Below are 23,175 nucleotides of genomic sequence, written 5' to 3'. Positions count from 1 at the left end.
AACAGCAGTGGCGGCAGGTCGCCGATCAGATGCGGGCAAAGTTGCCGAAGCTCGCAACCCTGATGGACGGCGGGGAGGAGGATGTACTGGCTTACATGACGTTCCCGCCGCAGCACCGCGCCAGATTGCACAGCACCAATCCCATTGAGCGTCTCAATGGGGAGATCAAACGACGCACCGACGTTGTCGGCATCTTTCCAAACGAGGCATCAATCCGCCGGCTGGTCGGAGCCATACTGATGGAGCAGACTGAAGAGTGGACCGTGCAGCGCGACCGCTACATGTCGCTGGAAACGCTGGCCCCGCTCTGCGATGATCCCAACGTCAGCCTGCCCGTCGCATAGCGGCTGACCATGCAGCCTTGCCAAAAGCACGAGGCCAGCTGCCACTTACACGACGTCGTGGGACACCATCCGACCGGGCCTGTCAGACCCATGGTATCGAACACAGGCTGACGAAGCCCAGACACCCTTGGACCAATGGCCAGGTAGAGCGGATGAACCGCACGATCAAGGAAGCGACGGTCAAACGCTTCCATTACGAGGATCACAACCAGCTCCGGCTTCATATGGGAAGCTTCGTCGCGGCGTATAATTACGGCCGGAGACTGAAGACACTCCGTGGCCTCACACCATACGAATACATCTGCAAAATCTGGCAAACCGAGCCTGAACGATTTATCCTCAACCCGCACCATCAGATGCCGGGACTAAACACCTAAGTTGCAAAGGTGCGACATTTCAACTTTGCGCTAACATATACAATTCGCAGAAGATTTGTTATGGAATTGAACGGCTAACGATTGGCTTTGTAGAACTTACAGCCAGCGTCCTCGAAACCCCACCTGAGACGCTAAGGGCGACACTTTACCAAGGCCGGCGTCTGGCACTCATGCCCAGGCCAAATTGCCTCCGTCCTCCAGAATACCCACCAGCCGTCTGCATTGAACACGGTGGTCTCAACCATCATGCCAGCGGACGATAGCAGGATGCGCGGCAGCAAGAGCATCAGCGCTGCGCATCGAATGAGCAGTGCTGCTCCGGCGCACGAGGGTAACGTTCACCGTTGTAAGGAAACGATGGACGGCTCCGGAGCCAGGCGATTGGCCTGCTGGTGAAACCAATGGCCACTTATGCCATGTCTGGATGATGCTGACGCATCAGCGAGCTGAAAAGCTCAAGCGCCGCTCGGGCTTGACCAAAATCCGATGACCCGTTGACGCCGGGTTTCGGTATCAGGCGAGCGCGCCGCCGTCGACGTTCAGGATGGCGCCGGTAATCACGCCCGATTTGGGACTTGCAAGAAAGACAACAGCGTTGGCAACTTCGTGCGGTTCTCCGAAGCGTCCCAAGGATGACAGGCTTCGCTGGAACGCGGCGCCTGCGCCACTAGCTGGATTTGCATCCGTATCGGTAGAGCCGGGCTGTACGAGGTTCACGGTGATGCCGCTCGGGCCTAGCTCACGCGAAAGGCCACGGGTGAAGGAGGTCAGCGCCGCCTTGGACATCGCATAAGCAGTTACGCCCGAGAACGGGACCCGCTCCCCGAGACCGGAACCGATAGAGATAATGCGCCCCCCCTCGGCGAGATGAGGAATGACTGCCTTCGCAAACAGTACTGGCGCTCTTACGTTGACATCCATCAGGGTCTGATAGGCGTTCACGTCAATGTCAGCGATCGTGCCGGTGAGCCCGATGGCGGCGCTGTTGACGAGAATATCGAGGCCGCCGAGGGCTGTGACGGCTTCGCTCACAGACCGCTTGATGGCTTCCTGGTCGGAGCTGTCGGCTTGAATGGCAACCGCGCGACGCCCCATGCTCTCGATGGACCTGGCTACTGCTCCAGCTTTCCCGGTCGCGTTCTGATACGTGAAGGCGACGTCTGCGCCATTCTCAGCCAGTGCGAGCGCGATTGCGGCTCCGATGCCCCGCGATCCTCCGGTTACCAAAGCACGTTTCCCAATTAGATCGGTCATCTTTTCGTCCTTCGCTATCATGTTTGGTCAGGCAGCAAGGTCTGTCACACAGCAGCTTGCAGTGGCGCTTCATATCCGGGCCTCTCAGCGGGACCAGATCGAACGTCAAACCGGATTAAAGCGTGGGGGGACGTACTCGGCCTTGTCGTTGGCGGTCACTGGAGCGCGCTCGAGCGAACCGGGTCGCGAACGGCGCGGCGATAGTCGGTTGGGCTCATGTTGCGGTGCTTGGCGAACACCCGGGCCAACACCTGGTTCGACGAGTATCCAACCTCTAGGGCAATCTCTGTGACAGGCAGGTCCGTCTTCTCCAGAAGTTCGCAGGCTCTCTCGACCCTTAGGCGCGTCAGGTAGACGCGAGGCGGCACGCCGACGCTTTGCTTGAACATGCGGGCGAAATGAAAAGGTGAAAGCCGTGCCTCTGCCGCCAGTTCGTCAAGGCAAATGTCTTCCGAAAGCCTGCCCCGCAGCAGTTCCAGACTGCGCCGTTCTGCCCACGGGGCAAGCCCCCCTTTTACTGGCGCGAACGAGACGCCGCCCAAGCGGCACAGCTCGGCCATGATTTCGCATCCCGCGGCCCGTGCCAGCAGTCGCGACGGCGCGCCCTCTTCGTCACACAAGCTCCAAAGTCGTTGGAGCGCCGACCGGATGGACGGCGAGGCAAACGTCCCGCGACTGATCCCCAGGCGGTCGAAACAGAACAGGCCGTCGCTGACGTCAACAAGCAGTTCCTGCCACTGCGCCATAGGCAACGACAAACTGCGAAGCTGATGACTGGTCTCAACGATGACAGTGTTGGCGAAGTTCGGCGCAGCGAGAAACAAGCCACCCTTTTCACTTGTTACATCGAAGCGTCCGCGTCCAAGGTCGCCACTAACACAACTGCCGCCAAGCAGATCCTGATACAGGATGAGATCTGGAACGGCCGGGTCGGACATGTCCCCGGCCGGTTGGGTCGCCTCAAGCAGGTTGAGGATCCCACCGGGAGATTTCATCGCGCGCACATAAGACGCAAGATGGCCCTCGCTATACCATTGGGCAAACGACGCATATGTAGCAGTCGTCATTTTGTTTCCCCTATGAAGTGGATATCCAGATCTGTTGAAGTCACCGATTTTAAGGTGGTGCAGTACTCAGACTGAAACGAGAGAACTTCACCACTCGCCTGCCTCATTTCGCGCCAGGTGCAGGTTGTCCTGTCAGGCCAGGTTGCCCATCATGCGCGAGCCAAATTTCTTCTCGAGAAAGGGCGCGATCAGAGCTGCGATCTCTTTCGCGTGCGTCTCCAGCGCAAAATGGCCTGCGTCCAGCAAATGAACCTGCGCATTGGGCAGATCACGTTGATAGGCAGCCGCACCCGCCGGCACAAAGGCGGGGTCATGCCGCCCCCACGCGGCCAATAGCGGCGGGCGGTGTTTCCGGAAATACGCCTGAAAATCCGGATAGAGCGCAACGTTAGATCGGTAGTCGAGAATCAGGTCGAGCTGGATCTCCTCGGCGCCAGGACGGGCCATATAGGCGATGTCCAGTTCGTAGCCGTCCGGCGACAACAGATCAGGATCGGCTCCCGTGCCATACTGCCAGTTTCGGATGGTGTCCGGCGAAAGCGAGGCCCTGCAGGCTTCCCGGTTGGCTGCGGTGGGTTCTCGCCAATAGGCTTCCCACGGCCCCCATTCATTGCTGAACCCGTCAACATAAGCGTTGCCGTTTTGAGAGATGATTGCGGAAACCTTTTCGGGATGACGCATTGCCAGACGCAATCCCACGGGAGCCCCATAGTCGAAAACGTATAGCGCATATTGCTGGAGAGACATGGCCTTGGTGAAACCTTCAATCACGTCGGCAAGACGGTCGAACGTGTAGTTGAAGTCGCCGCGCGGCGGCGCTCTGGTCTGTCCAAATCCGGGCAAATCTGGCGCAATGACCCGAAATCGATCTGAAAGCAGCGGGATCAGATCACGGAACATGTGGCTGGCGGTTGGAAAGCCGTGCAGCAGAAGGAGAACCGGCGCATCGAGCGGCCCGGCTTCCCGGTAAAAGACTTCGACGTCCCCGACTGACTGAAATCCGTATCTGGTTGTCATTTCGTGGCCCTTTCATCGTTTCCAGAAAGGTAGTGCATTTCTTAACCCGAAATAATGACCACATACTGTAAGATAGAATTTCAGATCTGGAGGCAATCATGGATCGCCTGGAAGCGATGTCGATATTCCTCGCAGTGGTTGACGAGGGCTCGTTGGCCGGCGCCGCACGCCGTCTTGGCTGCTCCCCGGCGTCGGTGACACGAGCCGTTGCCCGCCTGGAGTCGCATTCTGGCGAGCGCCTGCTTGAGCGCACGACGAGGCGCCTGGCCATCAGTGAGGCGGGTGTTCGCCACGCGGCTTCCTATAGAGCGATACTGGCGGAATTTGCGCAGCTTGAGGCGCCTTCACGAGATGCCGTCGTCAGCGGCAGCGTCGTTATCACGGCCCCCGAGCTTTTCGGGCGTCTCAATGTCATGCCTGTTGTCGAGAATTTCCTGGCTGCGTACCCGCAGACGAAGGTGCGCGCCCTTTTCCTGAACCGCATGGTTGATCTCGTCGGTGAGGGTGTGGATGTCGCCATTCGCCTGGCTACGCTGCCCGACTCGTCCTTGACGGCCATCAAGCTCGGCGAAGTCCGCAGATTGACATGTGCGGCACCACGCTATCTGGCCGGGCGCCCCCGACCTGAAGAGCCGACTGATTTGATAAACCACAGTTGCATCGGCCTTAATGACGCCGGGACGCAGGAGCTATGGCCTTACCTGGAGCATCCGCCTGGACAGCGCGTCCGCTCTGTAAGAATTTCGTGCCAACTTACTACGAACAGCGCAGGAGCGGCGATCGACGCTGCTGTACGAGGACTGGGAATTGTTCGCCCTTTATCATACCAGGTCGAAAAGCAGATAACGCTTGGCTCGCTGCTTCCGCTGCTCGAGGCCTATGAACCTGCGCCGGTCCCGGTAAGTCTGGTGTTTCGCCCACAGGGCGGGAGCAACAGCGGCGTGGTTCGCGCATTCGTGGACCACATCGTTCCCCAGTTGCGGGAACTGTTCAAAAAATCGCAGCCAAAGGCTTCCCGGTAGCGTGGCGCGCGCATCACGAACAATCCGTAATACCAGAATGCGAGGATGCCCACGCATCCGCGCTCTGCTTTGCTCAATCGCCGCACGGGCTTGACCAGAAACCGATGAGTCACACTCAGCGCGTTCTGGTATAAGGCTATCAATAGCGTGGAGGCGACCCATCCCCGGCGCGTCTACGGCCAAGGATCGACGCCATCTGCGTGCCATCGGGTTCACATCTTTGCGAACGAACGCTGATTGCAGTTTATGCGGACGCGCCATGGGCGCCGTACACTACGCTGAAGTCCGGCTCTGGCGACCGCGAGTATAAAATGCGCAACATCCCGCAAGATCGGCGTCATCACAGCAGTCTTTGCGCCGCTGCCTGGCAAAACACGCCCCATCATTGATCCAGCCAATCCGGGATTTGCTGTCGCGCCAGGTCTCGAAGATGCTGACGCATCCGAAACCTGAAAAGCTCAAACGCCGCTCGGGCTTGACCGAAAACCGATGAGCCGTTCTCATCGGGTTTCGGTATGAGGGCGCCGTAGGGCCATCGGCTGTCGGGACGGGAGCCACTGCGGGTCAAGGCCCTCCGTTTGGCTTGGCAACGAGCAGGCTTTCAGTGTCAAAGTGCGGTCAGTTCGACTCATCGCACTCTGGTCAAGCCCGTGCGGCGCCTGAGCATTTCAGGATGAGCATGCATCTGCATGCGCGCATCCTGGTATCAAGCAAGGCATTCGCTGATCCCACGGCCCGGCGCCACCCTGCATTTAGGCATGGGTGTCGATTGCGCCTCTCCATTGGATCATAAATTGCCTGAGCGTGCGTCACGGTGAGGCCGCCGGTCCGATGGCGGTAGTCTGAGCTGGTTTAGCAGCGATCCGGGCGCGCCATGCTGCCGCCACCCACTCTTTTAGGTCACGGAGACTGAAATGACTGACAAACCTGCCGCGCAGATTGCCTACGAGGATCAGGGACACAAGGGGCGTTTCGTCGCCCGTGTCGACGGTGTGGAGGGCGAAGGCGAACTCACCATTTCCAAGGTCTCGGATGTGCTGGTCATCGCCGACCACACCTTCGTTCCCGACACCATGCGTGGCACAGGCGCCGCTTCGGCGCTGGTAAGGGCCCTGATCGCTGATGCACGCGCCAAGGGATATCGCATCGTGCCACTCTGCCCCTTCGTTCGCGCCCAGGCGCAGCAACATCCGGAATGGTCGGATGTCATCCAGGGTTGAGGCGTTGAGCGCGCTCCCGACCGCGTTAGCACTCCGCGCGCAGCCCGGCCTCCGCGTCGCCTGCATCCAGGTCGGGCTGGTGTAATGACCCACCGGAATCTGCTCAGGTTATGCCGCTAAGGCGAATGCCTGTGCTGGCGTTTTTATTTTCAGGGCCTGATGCGGTCGGCGATGGTTGTAGAAGCCGATCCAGTCCTCGATTGCGCGGGCAGCGTGCTGGATGCTCTGGATCATTTGTCGTCCGCCGCATCCAGCAGGGCCTGGTATTTTTTCGCGCGCGCAACTCCAGCATGGCCTCGCCATAGGCCTCCTGCAGGTCTTTCAGCTGCCTCTCGTATTGCTCGCGCATGTCGAGCGGTTTGGCGCGTAAGGAATTTTCCATCCCGCGTTTGGCGTCCTCGACCCGGACAGGCATTGCTGGGCGATCCCGCCCGTGCAGGCCCACGCACCGGCAACGCGCAGCGGCGGCATGATGCGCGCGGGGGCCGGAGACGGACCGTCAATCACCTGATCAGACTGGAATGCGGGCGATGACCTTGATCTCGAAATCGAAGCCGGAGAGCCAGGTGACCCCGACGGCAGTCCAGTTGGGGTAAGGAGCTTTTGGGAAGAACTCCGCCTTCACCTTCATCACTGCCGGAAACTGCACCTCCGGGTCAGTGTGAAATGTCGTCACGTCCACCAGATCCGCCAGCGAGCATCCAGCCGCCGCCAGCGTAGCCTGGAGATTGTGAAAGGCCTGCCGGATCTGCCCTTCCAGGTCGGTGACGGGGCTGCCGTCGTCGCGACTGCCGACCTGTCCGGAGACAAAGAGCAGGTCTCCCGAGCGCAGTGCGGCCGAATAGCCATGCTGCTCATATAGGGCGTGCCGAGTGGCGGGGAAAACAGGCGTGACATGTGACATTCCGGATATCTCCGTGTGGCCTGCAGCCCGGCGCCATTGGCCGATACCGCAGATACATATACGTTGCGTATGTAAGCAGAAAACACAGATACGTCCCGTATGTCAATTGGCATACGGGACGTATGCGAAGGAAAGTGCTGTGGCGAGATCACGTGCAGAGATGATGGCCGAGACGCGCGAACGGCTGCTCCGAGCGGGGCGCAAGGCATTTGCCGAAAAAGGTTTTGCCGCGGCATCCATGGACGAACTGACCGCCTCGGTGGGCCTGACGCGGGGCGCGCTCTACCACAATTTCGGCGACAAGAAGGGCCTGTTCGCTGCCGTGGTTGCCGAGGTGGACACCGAGATGGCCGCCCGCGCCGCCATGACGGCCGGCGCGATGGGACATGCCTCGCGCTGGGAGCGCATGGTGGCTGAGGGCATGGCCTACATTGAGCTCGCCCTTGACCCTGAAATCCAGCGGATTGTGCTGCGCGATGGCCCAGCCTTTCTCGGTGACCCGTCGCAGTGGCCAAGCCAGAACGCCTGCCTGGCGTCAACCCGAGCCCTGCTGGAGGATCTTGTATCTGAAGGCGTGGTCAGGGACACTGATTCTGAAGCAGCAGCTCGCCTGATCACCGGTGCGGCAATGAACGCCGCACTGTGGGTCGCCGCGAGCGACCGGCCAGACGAGGTGCTCCCCAAAGCCCGCCAGGCTCTCGGCCTGATGCTCAACGGTTTCCTCGACTGTTGATGGGCGTCAGGCGCCGAACCCGCCATCGATCGTGTGCATGGCGCCGGTGATGAAGTCCGTCTGAGGACCTGCAAGCCACGCGACCATGTGCGCGACCTCATCGACATGAGCGTGCCGCTTCACCGCCATGAAACCGTGAAGAACATCAGCAATCGGCCCATCCGCCGGGTTGGCGTCCGTATCGATCGGCCCGGGCTGCACGACATTCACGGTGATCCCCTTCGGGCCAAAGTCGCGAGCGAGCCCGCGCGCCATGCCCTGCAGTGCTGATTTTGAGGCGGCATAGCCGGCCATTCCTGGAACAGGCATGCGATCGCCATTTACGGAACCGATGAAGATGATGCGTCCGCCCGGAGGCATGGTCCGCGCCGCCTCTACCGCGGCATGATACGGCCCATTGATGTTGATGGCGAACATGCGATCAATGGCATCGGGGTTCTGCTCAAGCGGATCTCCAAACACTGCCACCGCCGCGTTCACGATCAGTACGTCGAGCGGCCCGGCGTCCCTGACACGCGCAAGCACCGCATCGCGCTCTGCGCTGTCGGTCCTGTGCGCGGTGGCGCCCGTCTCCGAAGCGAGCGCCTGGGCCGACGCTTCGGCGCCGAAGTAGGTGAACTGCACCGCAGCATCACCAGATGCGAAGCGGCGTACAATCGCCGCACCGATCCCGCGACTGCCACCCAGAACCAGCACGGATTTACCATGGAAATCAGACATGTCGTTTCCTTGTCAAATAATATAGTGACTGATACATATAGACAGGATTCAGCACGTCAACGGGTTTTGTAGTGAACGATACAAATAATTCAAAGCCTCGTGGAAGGCCCCGGCGCTTTGACACGGACGAAGCGGTGGCGGTCGCGCAGCGCCTGTTTCACGCACGAGGCTATGATGGGGTCAGCCTGAATGATCTGACGGATGCCCTTGGCATACGTCCTCCAAGTTTCTATGCGGCGTTCGGGAGCAAGGCCGGTCTCTATCAGCGCGTTCTTGACCACTACGCGCGCCATGGAGCGGTGCCATTCGCTGACATCCTGAAGTCGGACAGACCCATGGCTGATCGGCTGGCCGATATCCTGCGCACTGCAGCACATGCGTATTCGGCGAGCCCGACGCATGCGGGCTGCATGGTCATCGAGGGCATGCACAGCGTTGATGCCGAAGCGAGCCGTCTTGCCTGCGCGTTACAGGCCGACGGTGAAGGCCTGATACGGCACAGCCTCATGGCGGAGCACCCCGAATGCGCGGCTAGCCTCACCGACTACATCGCTGTCACGCTGGCAGGCATGTCAGCGATGGCGCGCCAGGGGTATGACAGAGCAAGGCTTCTGACGGTTGCCGAGGCGGCCGTCGCAGCCATAAGCCGAATGATACCGCCTGCACCATGACCCCGCACATGCCACACCGGCAGCCAGATGCACCGTTGTTAACGCCTTTATAAAAAGAGGACATTCACCGGTTTAAAAGTAGGCCTCACGTCGAGGCGGGTTATGGTCGGCAGCGGGGAAGCGGCTGGAGCGGAGCGGAAGCTAATTTTCAGCTGCGAATGGCCGTGGCTGATCAGGTCTTGATGGGCTGTTTCTGTCTTTCTGGCGGCAGCGGCTGGTGGCGAGCCGATAGCTGTCAACGTTCATCTCAAGGATGTGCACGTGGGGGGCAGCCGGTCGAACAAGGCCCCGGTCAGGCCTTCTGAGCCGAACACCGTGGTCCACTCATCGAACGGCAGATTGCTTGTCACCAGCGTGATGCCCCGCTCGTAACGCTGGCTGAGCACCTCGAAGAGCAGCTCGACGTCAACGGCGTTGAAGGGCAAGTAGCCGAGTTCATCCAGGATCAGCAGCTTGACTGAAGCAAGGTGCTCAGATGAGGCAAGTCAACAACGTGCCAAGGCTACCAAGTCCATCCCCGTGAGTGAGGTGCATTTGCCCGGCATTCGCAAAGACACCGGTCCGCTTCAAGAGCCTGAGGCCGAGAAAGCCGACATAGAAATCGATCTTGGCCAGCACGTCGCCGGTGATGCCGGCGACGTGCTGGATGCCGCTCGCTATTCGCTTGACGCCCCTGGATGTTTCAGCCGCCAGCCTCGCGCGCGAGGACCTTCTGCACGCCCGGATCGTCGGCAAGCCTGTCATGCAGGTTCTGCACGTTCGGATATCCTTCAAGGCCGCCGGACAGAAGCTTCCGCGCCCATCGGAGCATCGGGAACGAGTATGCGTCAATCACCGAGCGCCCTCCGTCCAATATGTACTCCCGTCCAGCGAGATGTCGATCCAGGACGCCAAGTTGCTTCGCGACCAGCTTGTGCCCCGCTTCGACCACCGCTGCTCTCGCCGCATCGCTCTGGTCTGTCGTGTAGCGATACGGCATGAAGACCGGCCAGAAGGCGGCGTGGAGATCCGATGTGAAGAATGCGGACCAGCGCTGTGCCTCGGCCCTGTCCCGCGCGCCTTCTCCTCCGCCGAGCCTGGCCTCCGGATGCTTCCGCGCCAGATAGTCCAGGATGGCGCCGGCTTGCGTCAGAAGCCAGTCATCATCTTCCCGAAGCGTTGGAACCGCGCCAGCAGGGTTCACTGCCAACAGTTCATCGGAGCCATATTTCACCCTGACCGCTTCGTAGGGCCGGCCGATCCATTCCAAGGTGATGTGCGGTGCGAGCGAGCAGGCGCCGGGTGCATAATAGAGTGTAGGCATCGAAGTTCTCGGCCTCCTTGTTTCCTATTGTCGACAAAGTCAGTTGGTCAGGTTGCCGGCCAGGTCGGTGTCCCGGCCTTGATGATGGGACGATCTACCCTGAGCCCGGTCTCGCAGGCATGGAGCCGCTCAGCTCATTCCTCGACCGGCTTGCGGTCGGGCAAAATACGTGGATACGCCGCTCTTCGCCCATATTGCCGGGCTGCCGGCGCCGGTACGCTCTTCCTGCGCACCCCACATTGGATAAGGTTAGAGCAGTCACGGCCACGCGTCTTTTGGGACGTGGACGACGATCGGTGCGCCGGCGAGCAGCGGTTCGAGCGCAGCGATGAAGCGTTCATGCGCGTCGCTCGGTTCGAATCCTTGAGTGTGAGCGGCCAGATCCCGCCACTCAACCTCGAGCAGGTAGAGGTCGGCGTCATCCAGCGTCAGGACGAGGCGGTGCCACAGATAGCCGTCGGCGCCTGTCAGTAGAGAAGCGACGCTGGCGAAGGTAGCTTCGAAGGCAGGGCCAGAATCCCTTTTGAGGCGAAAGAGTGCGAGTTCTGTCACCATGGTGTCTCTCCCGCAGATATTGAGGCGGACGGCCGATGGACGCCCGCCTGACGCCTCAACCGACGCGCTGGACCGACGGCAAGGACACCGTCCCGCCCGACACGTCGATCACGACCTTGCCGCGCAACCCCCGTGCGGCTCCGTTCTCGAGCAGTTCGTGCGCCTCGGACATACGGGCCAGCGGCAGCGTAGCGCCGAGAACAGGCTTGACGAGCCCGCGCTCGACGAGGCGGGTCAGCGCGTCCAGTTTGCCCCGGTTCTGGCGGGTAAATACGAAGTGGTAGGCGGCATTCTTACCCCAGGCCTCAATGAGGTTCTGCGGTTTTGCGAGGTCGACGAGGCTGACCACACGACCAAACGGCGCGAGCGCGAGCGGACTTCTTGTCAGCGTGTCGCCTCCGATCGTGTCGAAGACGACGTTCACGCCTTCTCCCCCGGTCAGCCTCGACGCCGCCTCGACATAGTCTTCCGTCATGAAGTCGATGGCCTCGTCTGCTCCGAGCGAGCGCACGAACGCGTGGTCGTGGGCCAGTGCCGTCGTGATCACGCGCGCGCCGATCGCCTTGGCGAGCTGGATTGCGATCGTCCCGACGCCGCCTGCGCCGCCATGGATGAGAATTGTCTCGCTAACCTTCAACTGCGCGCGCTCGACGAATGCCTCCCAGACAGTTCCTCCGACGAGCGTCAGGCTCGCCGCTTCGAGGTGGGTCAGGTTCCGGGGCTTTCGGCCGACGAGTTCGACGTCGGCGACATGCTGATCGGCATATGAACCTGCACCGCCGAAGATTTTGGGCGTGTAATAGACCTCGTCGCCGACAGCGAACTCGCGAACGTCAGCCCCGATTTCCTCGATGACACCCGAGATGTCGTGGCCGATGATGGCAGGTAGCGGGACGTGGTCGACATAGTCGCCGCGGCGAATCTGATAGTCGAGCGGATTGATCGCGGTGGCGTGCACCCGCACGCGCACCTGATGCGGACCAACCGGCGGGACCGGCACCTCGCGCAATTCGAACACCTCCGGTCCGCCAAAGCGGGTGAGCACGGCGGCCTTCATCATCTTGGTCATCTGAATCTCCTTTTTTGAATCGTTGGTCAAAACCCATCAGCTCTCGCCGAAGCTGCTGTGGGAGATCTTTCGCGTTCAGGTGATTGATCTGGAGCTTGACCTCAGCCGGCTCCGGGTTCTGGGGCACAGGCGGCGAGCAGGAGGACAGAGGCTGGCTGCGCCCCCCGCCCGCGGGTCTCCGACAACACCCGCCGAGGCATTGCGAAATCCCACTTTCGAACGCGTCTCAGACAGTCGAGGCACGTCCCGGAATGTCGATAACGATCTTTCCCTGCGCCCGCCCGGCCTCGGCCTTTTCATGCGCCAGGGACAGGTCCGCGAGCGCAAAGTGCTCGGGGTCGATGAGGGGCCGCAGCTTTCCTGCCTCAGCCAGCACTGCAGCTGCGCGCAGCAGACGGCCATGGGCCTTGCGGCCGATGTCATGGAGCATCGGGATCAGCATAAAAACCACGTGGAGGCTGAGGCCCTTCGTGTGCATGGGGCCGAGGTCTGCCTGGTACTGAGAAACGATCGTGACCACCTGGCCGTTCAGCCGCGCTGCGGCAAAAGAGGCCGCGATGTCATCTCCGCCCGTCGCGTCGAACACGACGTCGAAACCGCTGCCGCCAGTCAGGCGCGCGACATAGTCGGCGACTGCTTCCTTGCGATAGCTGATCACGTGATCTGCACCGAACCGCTTCGCGATCGCCGCCTTCTCGTCAGAGGAGACCGTGGTCGAGACGGTCGCGCCCCGCGCCTTGGCCAATTGGATCGCGATATGCCCGACGCCCCCGGCGCCGCCATGGATCAGTATGTTCGTGCCCGCGCCGACACCGGCTCGATCCAACCCCTCCCAGGCGGTAATCGTCACGAGAGGGAGCGCGGCGGCCTCGCGAAGGCTGAGGTTCGAGGGCTTGTGCGCCAACAGAGCTGCGTCTGCCACGATACGCTCGGCGTAGGCCCCGCCCCTCACGCCGGCCACGCCGCCGGCGCAACCATAGACCTCGTCGCCGACTTTGAAGCCCCTGACATCGGTGCCGACCGCCAGGACGGTTCCGGCGACATCGCAGCCAAGCACGGCCGGCAGCAGAGGCGCAATCGAGGGACCGTAGCGCCTGATCTTGTAGTCGACAGGATTCACACTCGTGGCGGCGAGAGCCACAACGACCTCGCCAGGCCCGGGCAGCGGATCAGACATCGAGGTGAGTTTGAAAAGGTCCGGCTCACCGAAGGTTTCGATCAATTGAGCAAGCATGTACTTCTCCTGAAAGGATCGGCAATCCCAAGATGCTTCCGTGGTGTTCTGTCATTTGACATTTTGCGATTGCCGCCGGTAGCAGTTGAAAACTAGGATCAGCTTCAAGGAATTATTGAAGGTGATCCGTGGATATTGGCGATTTGAAGCTGTTCATGCGCATCTCTCAGTTGGGAAGCATCAGCGCGGCGGCCCGTGACCTGAACCTGACGCCTGCCAGCGCAAGTGCGCGGCTTGCGGCGTTCGAGAAGCAACTGGGCGCGCGGCTGGTCCACCGAACGACGCGACAGACGACCTTGACAGTCGACGGCCTCGCATTTTTGCCGCATGCCGAGAACGTCCTCGATGCAGCCGATGCCGCGCGGGCGGCGCTGGGGCGCGAGCAAGCCGCGCCGCGCGGCACCCTGCGGGTCGCGGCTCCGGCATCGTTTGCACGCATGCGCATCGTGCCGGGTCTGCCGGAGTTTCGCGCTCGTTACCCCGACCTCATGCTTGATTTCCGCATATCCGACAGCGTGGTCGATCTCGTCGAAGGCGCGTTCGATGTGGCGGTCCGTTACACAGAGTCGGGGGATTCTTCCTTCATTGCGCGGCGTCTCGCACAGGACCGACGCGTCCTCGTCGCCTCGCCCGATTACCTCGAAAGGCGCGGGCGGCCGCAAACCCCCGACGATCTTGCTGAGCACTTGTGTCTGCTTGTCAGCACGCTGGACCTGTGGACATTTCTGGACGCAGATCGGAAGCCAATCGTACGCAAGGTCACTCCAGCGTTGCGCATCAATGATGGAGCTGCTGTCAGGGATGCGGCGTGCGCCGGCCTCGGCATTGCCTGTATGGCGACCTGGTGCGCTGCCGATGAACTTCGAAGCGGCGCTCTTGTGCCGGCGCTTCCAAAATTTCCGCTCGTCTCCAAGCAGACGCTGTGGGCGCTCTACCCGAGCTCTCGAGAGCTTGCGCCGAAGGTCAGGGCCTTCGTCGACTGGATTGTCGATCGAATAGGGCCAGATCCATACTGGGACCGCGGATTGGAAGAACTCTTCGGCCAACCCGCCGGCGAGTTCGGGCGCGTACATTCCGGCTGATCGCACACATGGATTGCCGTAGTCCGGCCTCAGTCTCGATTGCTGTACTTGCTGGTGTATCAACATACCCTTCGTCCAAGAAAGATGAACTCTGGAGCGCTGGCGGGACCGTAATCGACTACGACGCATGTCAGCCTCTTCCGGCATTGAGGTGAGCTTGGCCTCGTCGCCAGGCGGCAGCCGGAAGCGGTCATGTTCCCAATCTCAATGGCGTCGAGATCGTTGTCCTCGGGGCAATCGGGCGCCTGCGTCGGATTCCAAATCATCATGATTTCTTTCGATTAAACAGGTTCACAGTGCGCGCAGCAGGTGGGTGACAACCGGCGGGCTGCTTCCGATATGGAACGCGTTCAGCAGTTCCTGATCGAGCGCATCGGCGTGGGTGACACGCGCGTGCTGCCGCTGATGCTCAATCCAGCTTTCGACAACGAAGCCTTCGATGACCCGGCCCGGTTGGGCTACGTCTTCCCAGACATCCCAACGGATCGCGCCGTCGCGTTGCCGGACCGAGCGGAATCGGCTGAGTGCTGCGACAAAATCAGCCTGCCGTTCGGGGGCAACGCGATATTCGATCTCGATGAGAACCGGGCCGCGGTCACCGGCCGGCGGAACGGCGACCACGGGCTCGGCCCAATGGTTTGACGGTGAAAGATCGGTTGCCGCATCGATAGGTAGCCGCCAGCGCATCCCAAGTAGAACTGTCAGCGTCAGGCCAGCTGCCGCAACCGTCAGCGCGCCAGTGACGCTGAACTGGCTCGCAAGCGTTCCCCAGACAATGCTGCCGCCGGTCATCGCGCCCTGGAGCACCAGCAGGTAGACCGCGAGCGCGCGGGCCTTGACCCACCCAGGCGACGCCGTCTGCGCGGCGACGTTCAGCGAGGTGAGCATGCCGATCCAGGCGATGCCGGCCGCGAACATCACCCCCCCTGCGAGCCAGCCATTGGACGCCAGCGCCAGAGCCAGGGTCGCAGCCGCAAACAGCAGCGTTGCCCAGATGGAGATCGTGTTGGCTTCGACCGTTTTGCGCAGCAACTTCAAAAGTACAGCCCCGGCAATGGCGCCGGCGCCCATACAGCCCAGAAGTGCGCCATAGCCGGCCGCGTCGAGCCCCAGTGCACGCCGCCCGACCAACGGCAGCATCGCCCAGAGCGCGCTCCCGAACAGGAAAAAACCAAGCGTGCGGACGAGCACCAGTCGCATCGCCGCGGAGTGTCGCACATAGCGATAGCCCGCGCGCAACGCGCCAAAGAAGTGTTCGGGCGGCAGGACCCCAGCGCCCGGTTCTCGTTTCCACGTGAGCAACACGACCAGCACAGCCAGCACCGATATCGCGTTGAGCGCGAACACGGCCGGCACGCCAGCCAGGGCCACGATCACGCCGCCAAGCGCTGGTCCGATCGCGCGCGAAATGTTGACGCCGAGACTGTTCAGGGCGACCGCGTCGGGCAATGTGTGCTTGTCCACCAGTTCCGGGACGATGGCCTGGAACACCGGTGCGCTCAGTGCTGCCGCGACGCCAAGAACAAAGGTGGCCGCGAGCAGCACCCTAGGTGTGGTCAGCCCCTGGAGGGTCAGAACCGCGAGAACGCTTGCGGCAGCCATGCCGAGGATCTGCGCGCCCAGCAGCATTTTGCGCCGGTCCACGGTGTCGGCCATCGCCCCGGCAGGCAGCGCCAGCAAAAACATCGGCAACGTCGTTGCGGCCTGCACCAGCGCCACCAGCAACGGATCGGTTGAGAGAGATGTCATCAGCCAACCGGCGCCGACATCATGCATCCATGTGCCGATATTCGAGACGATCGTGGCGATCCACAGGGCCCGGAACACCGGGAAGTTCAGCGGACCTCTGGCGGCTGGCGTTGTACCTTGGACAGACATATCGGCTCCCTTCCGGCGGAAGACATCCGTACCGGCTGAAGATTGTGAAGGCGGGCGCGGCGCGCCACTGCCGCTCACGATCGAGGTCGCGAAGTTGCCGGCGCCGCTATACCGCCCAGCAGCCGCAACCGAAGGCGCCCCAGAAGCTGCGGGCATCCCCAACGGGAACGTTTGCTCCAAGTGCCACGGCATGGTCGTGCCCATGCACGCCGCAACTTTGCGAACAACCGCAGCTCATCGCCAGCTTCGCCTGTGTCTGCGGCGCCCTGTAGTAGCCTCCAAAGGTTGCAACGGGTGACCAGTCTGGCATGGGCCTTGGCAGCGCAGGGGCGAGCCGACCATAGTCGCCCTCACCGTGCACGACCTTCCCGCCCAGCACAGTCAGGACCGAGCGCAGATGCACGATCTCCGCCTCAGGGACATTGAAATAGTCGTCAGACAGCAACGCGAAGTCAGCGAGCTGGCCGATTTTAATCTGCCCCTTTTTGCCGACCTCGCTGGAAAACCAGGTATTCGCTTCCGTCCAGAGCCGCAGCTCGGTTTCCCGGTCGAGGCGGTTGGCCGCCGGATACAGCCGGATGCCGCCCAGCGTCCGCGAGGTCACCAACCAGGACAGGCAGACCCAAGGGTTGTAGCTGGCCACGCGCGTCGCATCCGTCCCTGCGCCAACTGGTACCCCAGCTTCCATCATCCGCCTGATCGGCGGCGTGCTCTCCATAGCCTTGGCTCCGTGACGTTCGATGAAGTACTCCCCCTGGAACATCATCCGGTGCTGGATGGCGATGCCGCCGCCAAGCGCGGCTATACGATCTATGGAGCGGTCGCTGATCGTCTCGGCATGGTCGAAGAACCAGTTGATGCCCTGCAAGGGAACGTCCCGGTTGACCTTCTCGAAAACGTTGAGCGCGCGCGAAATAGTCTCGTCATAGGATGCATGTAAACGCCAGGGCCATCGATTTTCGGCTAGCAGACGGATCACCGGCTCCAGATCGTTCTCCATATCCACCGACATTTCTGGACGTTCGACGCGGAAATCCTCAAAGTCTGCGGCGGAATAGACCAGCATTTCGCCCGCACCGTTGTGGCGATAGGTGTCGTCTCCCTGGCCGGGGCTGATCTGCTTCGCCCAGGAGGTAAAATCGGACAGCTCCTCCTTCGGCTTCTGCGTGAAGAGGTTGTAGCTGATCCGCACTGTCAGCTGGCCGTCCGCATGCATCTTCTCGATAATCGCGTAATCATTGGGATAGTTCTGGAAACCGCCACCCGAATCTATGACTGAGGTCACGCCAAGACTGTTCAATTCGCGCATGAAATGACTTGTGGAATTGATCTGATAGTCAGGATCGAGCGTCGGACCCTTCGCCAGCGTCGAATAGAGGATCGTCGCGTTAGGGTGAGCCAGCAACAGCCCTGTTGGATTGCCTGCGCCGTCGCGCACGATCTCGCCGCCCGGGGGGTTCGGTGTGTTCTTTGTGTAGCCGACCACCCGCAGCGCCGCGGCGTTCAGCAGCGCACGATCGTAGAGATGCAAGATGAATACCGGCGTATCCGGGGCGATCACATTCAACTCTTCGAGCGTCGGCAGGCGCTTTTCGGCGAATTGGTGCTCGGTGAAGCCGCCCACCACGCGCACCCATTGCGGTGCGGGTGTGCGATCGACCTGACGCTTAAGCATCGCCATCGCCTCGGAAAGCGAGGGCACGCCGTCCCAGCGCAGCTCCATGTTGTAGTTCAGTCCGCCGCGAATCAGATGGATGTGGCTGTCGATCAGGCCGGGGATCAGGCGGCGCCCCTTGGCGTCGATGATCGTCGCCTCGGGCACGGCACGGCGCGCCTCCGCCTCGGATCCGACGGCAATGAAGCTGCCGTCGCGGATTGCAACGGCCTCGGCAGCAGGGTTCTGCCTGTCGAGCGTCGTGATCCTGGCATTGACGATGATCAGATCCGTCCTGGACATAGCTGTGCTCCTTGCGGGCGGTGTGATTGGTTTCGTCACGGAACGAGGGGTGGGAACCGAGAGAGATCCAGCCAGGCGACCAGCAGGAAACCACCCACCAGACCAAGATGCTCGAAGAAGGCGTTTGCGCTCGCGCGCCGCACCCCACCCGTGGGCAGCTCCCAGAACCGGAGCGCGATCAGCGTCGACAGCACCGTGAACCCAGCAAGCGCCAGCGCTCCAAGCCATCGGACGAAGCCGGTCACCACCATTGCCGAAGCGGCGAGCTCAAGCGCGATGACCAGCGCTGCGAACATGGCGGGCGGGGAGAGCCGGAAGTGAACCATCTCTGCGACGGCGGCAGGGAAATCGCTCAGCTTTACCAGCCCGCCCTGAATATAGGCCGCGCACAGCCCCAGATGCGCGAGGAACAGGATCCCGCTCGAGAGCGCGTTCCCTGCCTCAAGGTTGAATGACATCGGCCCACTCGGGATGCTTCCGGGTTTGCGTATCCACGAAGGGACATAGCGGCATGATGCGAGAGCCCATGGCGCGGGCATCCGCGATCAGGGCAATCGCCAGAGCAGAACCGGCTCCCGTGCCGCGCAGCACACCCGCAACCATGGTGTGATCGGCGATGACCAGCGCCTCCGAAACCTTCGAAATGCTCAGCTCGCCTTCGACCTCGACTCCGGTAATGTGGCCGACAAAGTGGCCCTTGTATCTTTGATCATCATAGGAAATCTGCGCGGTGTGCTTCGCTGTCATTTGAGCCCCCAAGGCGGCGGGAGTGTTTGAAGGCGCGAGGCTTGCCGTGCCCCGTCCACGGCAGGCCGGGCTCATGCGCCCACGCTCGGACCGGTCGTGATCCCGGTCCATGAGCACGCAATGCCTATTGCGGCTGCGCCGTCTGCATCCTCTGCGCTCCGGGAGCGATGAGGATGCCTACGATCGCGCAGTGGTAGCGATTATTGCCGAAACTTGCCGTATTCGGGCCCCTCAGCTGGCCTTCGGCGCCGGTGTATTCAGCAGCTGCTGCTCCCACAGATACGCAATTCCACTTCCGGCCGCGTGTTGGACCAGGATGTCGGTCAGGCCAGGAGCAGTCTCCATCCGCGCCCAGTCACGCTGCCATTCGGCTGCGAGCGCGAGCCAGGTCATGAGATTGACGCCCGCTGCGGCCATGCGCTGGATTGCGACTTCGTGCGCCTCCACGGAGACAGCGCCCGAGGCGTCGGTGATCACGGTCACGTCCCAACCCTCTCCGGCAGCCTGTATCGCGGGCAAGGCCACACAGACCTCAGTCCATAGGCCGGCGATGACAAGTTGCTTGCGCCCGGTTGCCTTGACGGCATCAACCGCCTTCGGATCCTCCCAGGTGTTGATGAATGTACGGTCAATCACCTCCTGGCCAGGGAACACATCGGTGATCTGGGGGAAGATATACCCACCGCGTTCGGCGATAACGCTGGTGAGGATGGTCGGAACGCCGAAGACCTTGGCCGCTTTTGCTAGCGCCGTCGCGTTGTTGACCACGTGGTGCGGATCGTGACTGTTAAGATTGGTAAGCTGGAAAGGCTGATGATCGATCAGCACGAGAACTGAGTCCTCGGGCCGAAGAAGTGAATCAAGACCGTTGCGAATTCTCATGACTGACTCGATTTATGTTTGTTGAGGGCTAACGTCTGTATTTCTCACACCGAATTCGGCGTTCGAGTTATCTATGCGACGTTAGCGAATACTCGTGGGAGGTGCGGCGCCGAAACTGCTGCGGCGGTGCCATTCTTGCGGCTTCGTCCCACCAAGGCTGCGATGGGTCGCGCGCTAGCTGAGTTGGAGCGAGGCATCCCATCACCCCGCGCCTCACCCGCGCAGGCAATGTGCGGCCGGTGCGGCCAGTATGGCCGCACGAAGCGCCGGGTAGCAGTATTAAACGAGGCAGCCGATAGCCAACAGCCAGCTCTATCGCCTGGCCGCTGTAGTCGAAGGACGGCCCCCGCTTCCGCTGACTTCACCGCATGTGACATTGCCCAACGGGAGGTAGTCAGCGATGGAGTACTATTGGGAGATCCTGCCTTTTGTAGAACCCACTCAAGCAAGATCTGCAACCCGACCGCAGCCACCGCACCGCACTACATCCGCATCGAGGCTATGATTATGCCACTAAAAACGGAAATTCCTCATTCCACATACTCTGATCGCACCGCCGCTTGTGTTACGGCGCGCTGCGCGACCCTTTCTAGCAATTTGAATGCACCTAACCCAAAGGAAAATCATGCCGATTATCACAACATCCGATGGTGTAGACCTATTCTACAAGGACTGGGGCCCGAAAGATGCCGAGCCGGTGATGTTTCACCACGGCTGGCCGTTGAGCGCCGATGACTGGGACAGCCAAATGCTGTTCTTTCTGTCACACGGCTACCGCGTGATTGCGCATGACAGGCGTGGCCATGGCCGTTCGACGCAAACCGACACCGGCAACGAGATGGACACCTACGCTGCTGACGTTAAAGTGATCGTAGAGGCGCTCTGTCTTCGCGACGTTATCCATATCGGCCACTCGACCGGCGGGGGCGAGGTAGCGCGCTATGCCGCTAGCGCAAACCAGGGCCGCATCGCCAAGGCAATATTGATTGGCGCAGTTCCACCGGTGATGGTCAAGTCAGACAAGAACCCGGACGGCATTCCGGTGGAAGTCTTCGACGGATTTCGCGATGCATTGATCCGCAATCGCGCGGAGTTTTACACGGCTATTCCAAGCGGACCCTTCTACGGGTTCAATCGGGAGAGCGCCGAAGTCAGCCAGGGCCTAATCGACAACTGGTGGCGCCAGGGTATGGCCGGCGGCGCAAAAGCGCATTACGACTGCATCAAGGCATTTTCCGAGACCGACTTCACCCACGATCTGGAAGCGATCACCGTGCCGGTGCTGTTTCTGCACGGTGAGGACGATCAGATAGTCCCTATCGGAAACTCAGCCAAAAAGGCCGTCAGACTGGTACGGGACGGGACCCTCAAGACCTATCCGGGGCTTTCGCATGGCCTGTTCGCCACGCATCCCGAAATCGTAAATGCTGATTTGCTCGCTTTTGCCCAAAGCTCACAACTTGATCTGGATTGGTGAGCGCTATTGGCCCGCGATCCCTCTGGCGGGATCGCGGGTCGCACGGCGATAGTCGGAAGGCCTCATTCGCATGTGCTTAAGAAACACCCGGGCGAAGACTTGATTTGACGAATAGCCAACCTCAGGTGCGATTTCCGTGATCGAAAGATCAGTGTGTTCAAGGAGCTCGCACGCTTTTTCTACACGCAACCGCGTCAGGTAAACGCGCGGTGGTACACCCAAGCTTTGCTTGAACATACGTGCGAAATGGAAAGGCGAAAGACGCGCTTCGGCTGCCAGTTCGTCCAGGCTCAGGTCCTCAGAGAGCCTTGCCTGGATAAGATCGACTGCCCGCCGCTTGGCCCAAGGAGCAAGGCCTCCTCTCGTAGGCCTGAACGGCGCATTGCTCAATCGGCACAGTTCCGCCAGAATCTCGCAGCCGGCGGCACGCGCCAGCATCCGGGCAGGAGCGCCTTCTTCGTCGCAAAGCGCCCATAGTTTCCGAAGCGAAGACTGGATCGCCGGGGAGCTGAAGGATCCTTTGTTCAGACGCAGACCGTCCATGGTGAACGCGCCGTCAGTAGCACTATCGAGAACATCTTTCCATTCGACCATTGGAAAGGCCAAGCTGCGAAGTCGAAAGCTGACATCAACACCCACCGTATTGGAAAAATCCGGCGGTGCGAAATATAAGTCATCCCTTTCGCTTCTGACGTCGAAGCGTCCAGCTCCCAGATCGCCAATAAGGCGGCGACCGCCGACCATATCCTGGCTCAGCACCAGTTCTGGAACGCCTGGACGGGACATGACGCCAGCTGGGCGGACCGTATCGAGCAGATCGAGAATCCTTCCCGCGGATTTGACAGAACGAACATTATGGGCGCGATCGCCGACCGTGTACCATTGCGCAATGGAGGAAAAGGCGGGTACGGTCACCACAGCATCTCCAGTAAAATACTGACATAGCGATATGTGCGCGAGGCCGCATTAAATCGCCCCTTGAGCGTCCCCGCTCAACCCACCCAGACAGCCTCTGAAATGCTGCGGGGCGAGCAATTGGATCCCGGATTTGCCAAACCCCACCTAAATGAGCGCCAGCGATCGCGACCACGGTGAATGTAATATAGGCACCAGTTACGGTTCGTGGGAACCCACCCGGCATAACTACCGCAAGATCGGCAACATTGGGGCGCGGTGATACATCTCCATTGGCTGCGATGGCGCGCGCCAAACGCTCTTGCCGCGAAAGGCTTCGCGACATCGTATATTTAGTTCCGTATGATCTGACGTTCCCCCCTGTCCGTCGTCAGAACATTTGGCGCAGATCGCGGCGTAAATCAGCAGAGTGCGGGCCTCGTCTGGGTTTGATGTTAGGTGGCGAGCTTGCAGTGCTGCAGGCGCGGATATTCGATGGTCTGTCGCTTGATTTTTTTACGTTGTTTGATGATGGCAGGGGCCTGCCGAAGTAGGCGTCGGCCGGTGTCGCATTGGCCAGGCTCTCGTGGTATCGCTGGTGGTTGTAATGCGCGACGAAGGCCTTGATCTGGGCCTCGAGGTCGCCGGGCGGGAAGTCGTTTTCCGGCAGGATGCGGGTCTTCAGGGTGTTGTCGCTGAGCAGCCGTGCCTTGTGAAGCACCATAGCGCCGTTAGAGTCTGATTCAAAATTATCCTGTGCGATTTCAT

General features: G+C 61.0%; 23 protein-coding genes and 3 pseudogenes. 8 read left to right on the top strand and 18 right to left on the bottom strand.

The genetic code is table 11. The annotated features are described in order from the left end of the window. Together AC6A67_RS04105 and AC6A67_RS04100 are read left to right on the top strand one after the other, a co-directional pair. The coding region (locus tag AC6A67_RS04105; protein WP_498035289.1) for a transposase at positions 1 to 344 on the top strand (344 nt) is incomplete at its 5' end. A gap of 71 nt (positions 345 to 415) precedes the next feature. Next, positions 416 to 721 (top strand): annotated as a pseudogene (locus tag AC6A67_RS04100) (integrase core domain-containing protein); the annotation flags it as partial. Between the two features lie 513 nt (positions 722 to 1,234). Here the strand turns inward: AC6A67_RS04100 and AC6A67_RS04095 are convergent. The 3 genes from AC6A67_RS04095 to AC6A67_RS04085 form a co-directional block, all read right to left on the bottom strand. Continuing rightward, on the bottom strand, positions 1,235 to 1,975 hold the full coding sequence (locus AC6A67_RS04095) for an SDR family NAD(P)-dependent oxidoreductase (RefSeq protein WP_498035288.1): 741 nt from the start codon (positions 1,973 to 1,975) through the stop codon (positions 1,235 to 1,237). Between the two features lie 155 nt (positions 1,976 to 2,130). Then, on the bottom strand, positions 2,131 to 3,042 hold the full coding sequence (locus AC6A67_RS04090; RefSeq protein WP_498035287.1) for a helix-turn-helix domain-containing protein: 912 nt from the start codon (positions 3,040 to 3,042) through the stop codon (positions 2,131 to 2,133). Positions 3,043 to 3,174: 132 nt separating this feature from the next. Continuing rightward, a complete protein-coding gene (locus AC6A67_RS04085) occupies positions 3,175 to 4,059 on the bottom strand; it encodes an alpha/beta fold hydrolase (RefSeq protein ID WP_498035286.1) in 885 nt (294 codons plus the stop codon). Positions 4,060 to 4,157: 98 nt separating this feature from the next. Here AC6A67_RS04085 and AC6A67_RS04080 point away from each other — a divergent pair, with 98 nt between their 5' ends. Both AC6A67_RS04080 and AC6A67_RS04075 read left to right on the top strand, forming a co-directional pair. Further along, the gene (locus AC6A67_RS04080; protein ID WP_498035285.1) at positions 4,158 to 5,081 is read left to right on the top strand and encodes a LysR family transcriptional regulator; all 924 of its coding nucleotides are present in this window, start codon (positions 4,158 to 4,160) and stop codon (positions 5,079 to 5,081) included. A 914-nt stretch (positions 5,082 to 5,995) separates the two neighbouring features. After that, positions 5,996 to 6,301: a GNAT family N-acetyltransferase gene (locus AC6A67_RS04075; protein ID WP_498035284.1), complete on the top strand. Its 306-nt coding sequence runs from the start codon at positions 5,996 to 5,998 to the stop codon at positions 6,299 to 6,301. Positions 6,302 to 6,404: 103 nt separating this feature from the next. On the opposite strand, the gene AC6A67_RS04070 is transcribed toward AC6A67_RS04075, so the two are convergent. Beyond that, the gene (locus AC6A67_RS04070) at positions 6,405 to 6,716 is read right to left on the bottom strand and encodes a hypothetical protein (protein WP_498035283.1); all 312 of its coding nucleotides are present in this window, start codon (positions 6,714 to 6,716) and stop codon (positions 6,405 to 6,407) included. Between the two features lie 96 nt (positions 6,717 to 6,812). Then, positions 6,813 to 7,205 (bottom strand): RidA family protein, encoded by a 393-nt coding sequence (locus AC6A67_RS04065; RefSeq protein WP_498035282.1) that lies wholly within the window; start codon positions 7,203 to 7,205, stop codon positions 6,813 to 6,815. A 139-nt stretch (positions 7,206 to 7,344) separates the two neighbouring features. Here AC6A67_RS04065 and AC6A67_RS04060 point away from each other — a divergent pair, with 139 nt between their 5' ends. Then, a complete protein-coding gene (locus AC6A67_RS04060) occupies positions 7,345 to 7,938 on the top strand; it encodes a TetR/AcrR family transcriptional regulator (RefSeq protein WP_498035281.1) in 594 nt (197 codons plus the stop codon). A 6-nt stretch (positions 7,939 to 7,944) separates the two neighbouring features. On the opposite strand, the gene bdcA is transcribed toward AC6A67_RS04060, so the two are convergent. Continuing rightward, positions 7,945 to 8,658 carry an SDR family oxidoreductase gene (gene bdcA / locus AC6A67_RS04055; protein WP_498035280.1) on the bottom strand — a complete coding sequence of 238 codons (714 nt, stop codon included), beginning with the start codon at positions 8,656 to 8,658 and terminating at the stop codon, positions 7,945 to 7,947. A gap of 134 nt (positions 8,659 to 8,792) precedes the next feature. Here bdcA and AC6A67_RS04050 point away from each other — a divergent pair, with 134 nt between their 5' ends. Beyond that, positions 8,793 to 9,329 carry a TetR/AcrR family transcriptional regulator gene (locus AC6A67_RS04050; RefSeq protein WP_498035279.1) on the top strand — a complete coding sequence of 179 codons (537 nt, stop codon included), beginning with the start codon at positions 8,793 to 8,795 and terminating at the stop codon, positions 9,327 to 9,329. A gap of 141 nt (positions 9,330 to 9,470) precedes the next feature. Here AC6A67_RS04050 and AC6A67_RS04045 read toward each other — a convergent pair. The 5 genes and pseudogenes from AC6A67_RS04045 to AC6A67_RS04025 all read right to left on the bottom strand — a co-directional run. After that, positions 9,471 to 9,793: pseudogene (locus AC6A67_RS04045) on the bottom strand (ATP-binding protein); the annotation flags it as partial. Positions 9,794 to 10,011: 218 nt separating this feature from the next. Continuing rightward, positions 10,012 to 10,632 carry a glutathione S-transferase family protein gene (locus AC6A67_RS04040; protein ID WP_498035278.1) on the bottom strand — a complete coding sequence of 207 codons (621 nt, stop codon included), beginning with the start codon at positions 10,630 to 10,632 and terminating at the stop codon, positions 10,012 to 10,014. A gap of 258 nt (positions 10,633 to 10,890) precedes the next feature. Further along, complete coding sequence (locus AC6A67_RS04035) at positions 10,891 to 11,187, bottom strand: antibiotic biosynthesis monooxygenase family protein (RefSeq protein ID WP_498035277.1); 297 nt, start codon at positions 11,185 to 11,187, stop codon at positions 10,891 to 10,893. Between the two features lie 55 nt (positions 11,188 to 11,242). Continuing rightward, complete coding sequence (locus AC6A67_RS04030) at positions 11,243 to 12,256, bottom strand: zinc-dependent alcohol dehydrogenase family protein (RefSeq protein ID WP_498035276.1); 1,014 nt, start codon at positions 12,254 to 12,256, stop codon at positions 11,243 to 11,245. A gap of 226 nt (positions 12,257 to 12,482) precedes the next feature. Further along, a complete protein-coding gene (locus tag AC6A67_RS04025) occupies positions 12,483 to 13,490 on the bottom strand; it encodes a zinc-dependent alcohol dehydrogenase family protein (RefSeq protein WP_498035275.1) in 1,008 nt (335 codons plus the stop codon). 128 nt (positions 13,491 to 13,618) lie between these two features. Here AC6A67_RS04025 and AC6A67_RS04020 point away from each other — a divergent pair, with 128 nt between their 5' ends. Beyond that, positions 13,619 to 14,572, top strand: coding sequence for a LysR family transcriptional regulator (locus tag AC6A67_RS04020; RefSeq protein WP_498035274.1), 954 nt, complete (start codon positions 13,619 to 13,621; stop codon positions 14,570 to 14,572). 291 nt (positions 14,573 to 14,863) lie between these two features. Here AC6A67_RS04020 and AC6A67_RS04015 read toward each other — a convergent pair whose 3' ends face one another. From AC6A67_RS04015 to AC6A67_RS03995, 5 genes are all read right to left on the bottom strand, one after another. Then, entirely contained in the window at positions 14,864 to 16,450 is a 1,587-nt protein-coding gene (locus AC6A67_RS04015) for an MFS transporter (RefSeq protein ID WP_498035273.1), read from the bottom strand. 106 nt (positions 16,451 to 16,556) lie between these two features. Then, a complete protein-coding gene (locus AC6A67_RS04010; protein ID WP_498035272.1) occupies positions 16,557 to 18,407 on the bottom strand; it encodes an amidohydrolase in 1,851 nt (616 codons plus the stop codon). A gap of 35 nt (positions 18,408 to 18,442) precedes the next feature. Then, entirely contained in the window at positions 18,443 to 18,865 is a 423-nt protein-coding gene (locus tag AC6A67_RS04005; RefSeq protein ID WP_498035271.1) for a DoxX family protein, read from the bottom strand. Next, positions 18,849 to 19,154, bottom strand: a complete 306-nt coding sequence (locus AC6A67_RS04000; protein WP_498035270.1) for an N-acetyltransferase — start codon at positions 19,152 to 19,154, stop codon at positions 18,849 to 18,851. Before AC6A67_RS04000 ends, AC6A67_RS04005 begins: the two co-directional genes overlap by 17 nt. 231 nt (positions 19,155 to 19,385) lie before the next feature. Next, positions 19,386 to 20,036: a hydrolase gene (locus AC6A67_RS03995; RefSeq protein ID WP_498035269.1), complete on the bottom strand. Its 651-nt coding sequence runs from the start codon at positions 20,034 to 20,036 to the stop codon at positions 19,386 to 19,388. A 625-nt stretch (positions 20,037 to 20,661) separates the two neighbouring features. On the opposite strand from AC6A67_RS03995, the gene AC6A67_RS03990 reads away from it, so the two are divergent. Next, a complete protein-coding gene (locus AC6A67_RS03990; RefSeq protein ID WP_498035268.1) occupies positions 20,662 to 21,513 on the top strand; it encodes an alpha/beta fold hydrolase in 852 nt (283 codons plus the stop codon). 3 nt (positions 21,514 to 21,516) lie between these two features. On the opposite strand, the gene AC6A67_RS03985 is transcribed toward AC6A67_RS03990, so the two are convergent. Beyond that, entirely contained in the window at positions 21,517 to 22,428 is a 912-nt protein-coding gene (locus AC6A67_RS03985; RefSeq protein ID WP_498035267.1) for a helix-turn-helix domain-containing protein, read from the bottom strand. A 434-nt stretch (positions 22,429 to 22,862) separates the two neighbouring features. Beyond that, positions 22,863 to 23,175, bottom strand: a pseudogene (locus AC6A67_RS03980) (integrase core domain-containing protein); the annotation flags it as partial.

Source organism: Camelimonas sp. FR25 (assembly GCF_059740505.1).
Note: the sequence above shows the minus strand (reverse complement) of the source record. Positions and strands in the feature narration are given on the sequence as shown.

What these genes read in the sequence shown, in the direction of transcription:
- AC6A67_RS04005 (WP_498035271.1), bottom strand. Translation starts at nt 18,865, where the DNA reads ATGTCATTCAACCTTGAGGCAGGGAACGCGCTCTCGAGCGGGATCCTG.
- AC6A67_RS04090 (WP_498035287.1), bottom strand. Translation starts at nt 3,042, where the DNA reads ATGACGACTGCTACATATGCGTCGTTTGCCCAATGGTATAGCGAGGGC.
- AC6A67_RS04065 (WP_498035282.1), bottom strand. Translation starts at nt 7,205, where the DNA reads ATGTCACATGTCACGCCTGTTTTCCCCGCCACTCGGCACGCCCTATAT.
- AC6A67_RS04075 (WP_498035284.1), top strand. Translation starts at nt 5,996, where the DNA reads ATGACTGACAAACCTGCCGCGCAGATTGCCTACGAGGATCAGGGACAC.
- AC6A67_RS03990 (WP_498035268.1), top strand. Translation starts at nt 20,662, where the DNA reads ATGCCGATTATCACAACATCCGATGGTGTAGACCTATTCTACAAGGAC.
- AC6A67_RS03995 (WP_498035269.1), bottom strand. Translation starts at nt 20,036, where the DNA reads ATGAGAATTCGCAACGGTCTTGATTCACTTCTTCGGCCCGAGGACTCA.
- AC6A67_RS04015 (WP_498035273.1), bottom strand. Translation starts at nt 16,450, where the DNA reads ATGTCTGTCCAAGGTACAACGCCAGCCGCCAGAGGTCCGCTGAACTTC.
- AC6A67_RS04035 (WP_498035277.1), bottom strand. Translation starts at nt 11,187, where the DNA reads ATGGTGACAGAACTCGCACTCTTTCGCCTCAAAAGGGATTCTGGCCCT.
- AC6A67_RS04030 (WP_498035276.1), bottom strand. Translation starts at nt 12,256, where the DNA reads ATGACCAAGATGATGAAGGCCGCCGTGCTCACCCGCTTTGGCGGACCG.
- bdcA (WP_498035280.1), bottom strand. Translation starts at nt 8,658, where the DNA reads ATGTCTGATTTCCATGGTAAATCCGTGCTGGTTCTGGGTGGCAGTCGC.
- AC6A67_RS04070 (WP_498035283.1), bottom strand. Translation starts at nt 6,716, where the DNA reads ATGCCTGTCCGGGTCGAGGACGCCAAACGCGGGATGGAAAATTCCTTA.
- AC6A67_RS04010 (WP_498035272.1), bottom strand. Translation starts at nt 18,407, where the DNA reads ATGTCCAGGACGGATCTGATCATCGTCAATGCCAGGATCACGACGCTC.
- AC6A67_RS04095 (WP_498035288.1), bottom strand. Translation starts at nt 1,975, where the DNA reads ATGACCGATCTAATTGGGAAACGTGCTTTGGTAACCGGAGGATCGCGG.
- AC6A67_RS04000 (WP_498035270.1), bottom strand. Translation starts at nt 19,154, where the DNA reads ATGACAGCGAAGCACACCGCGCAGATTTCCTATGATGATCAAAGATAC.
- AC6A67_RS04080 (WP_498035285.1), top strand. Translation starts at nt 4,158, where the DNA reads ATGGATCGCCTGGAAGCGATGTCGATATTCCTCGCAGTGGTTGACGAG.
- AC6A67_RS04085 (WP_498035286.1), bottom strand. Translation starts at nt 4,059, where the DNA reads ATGACAACCAGATACGGATTTCAGTCAGTCGGGGACGTCGAAGTCTTT.
- AC6A67_RS04040 (WP_498035278.1), bottom strand. Translation starts at nt 10,632, where the DNA reads ATGCCTACACTCTATTATGCACCCGGCGCCTGCTCGCTCGCACCGCAC.
- AC6A67_RS04025 (WP_498035275.1), bottom strand. Translation starts at nt 13,490, where the DNA reads ATGCTTGCTCAATTGATCGAAACCTTCGGTGAGCCGGACCTTTTCAAA.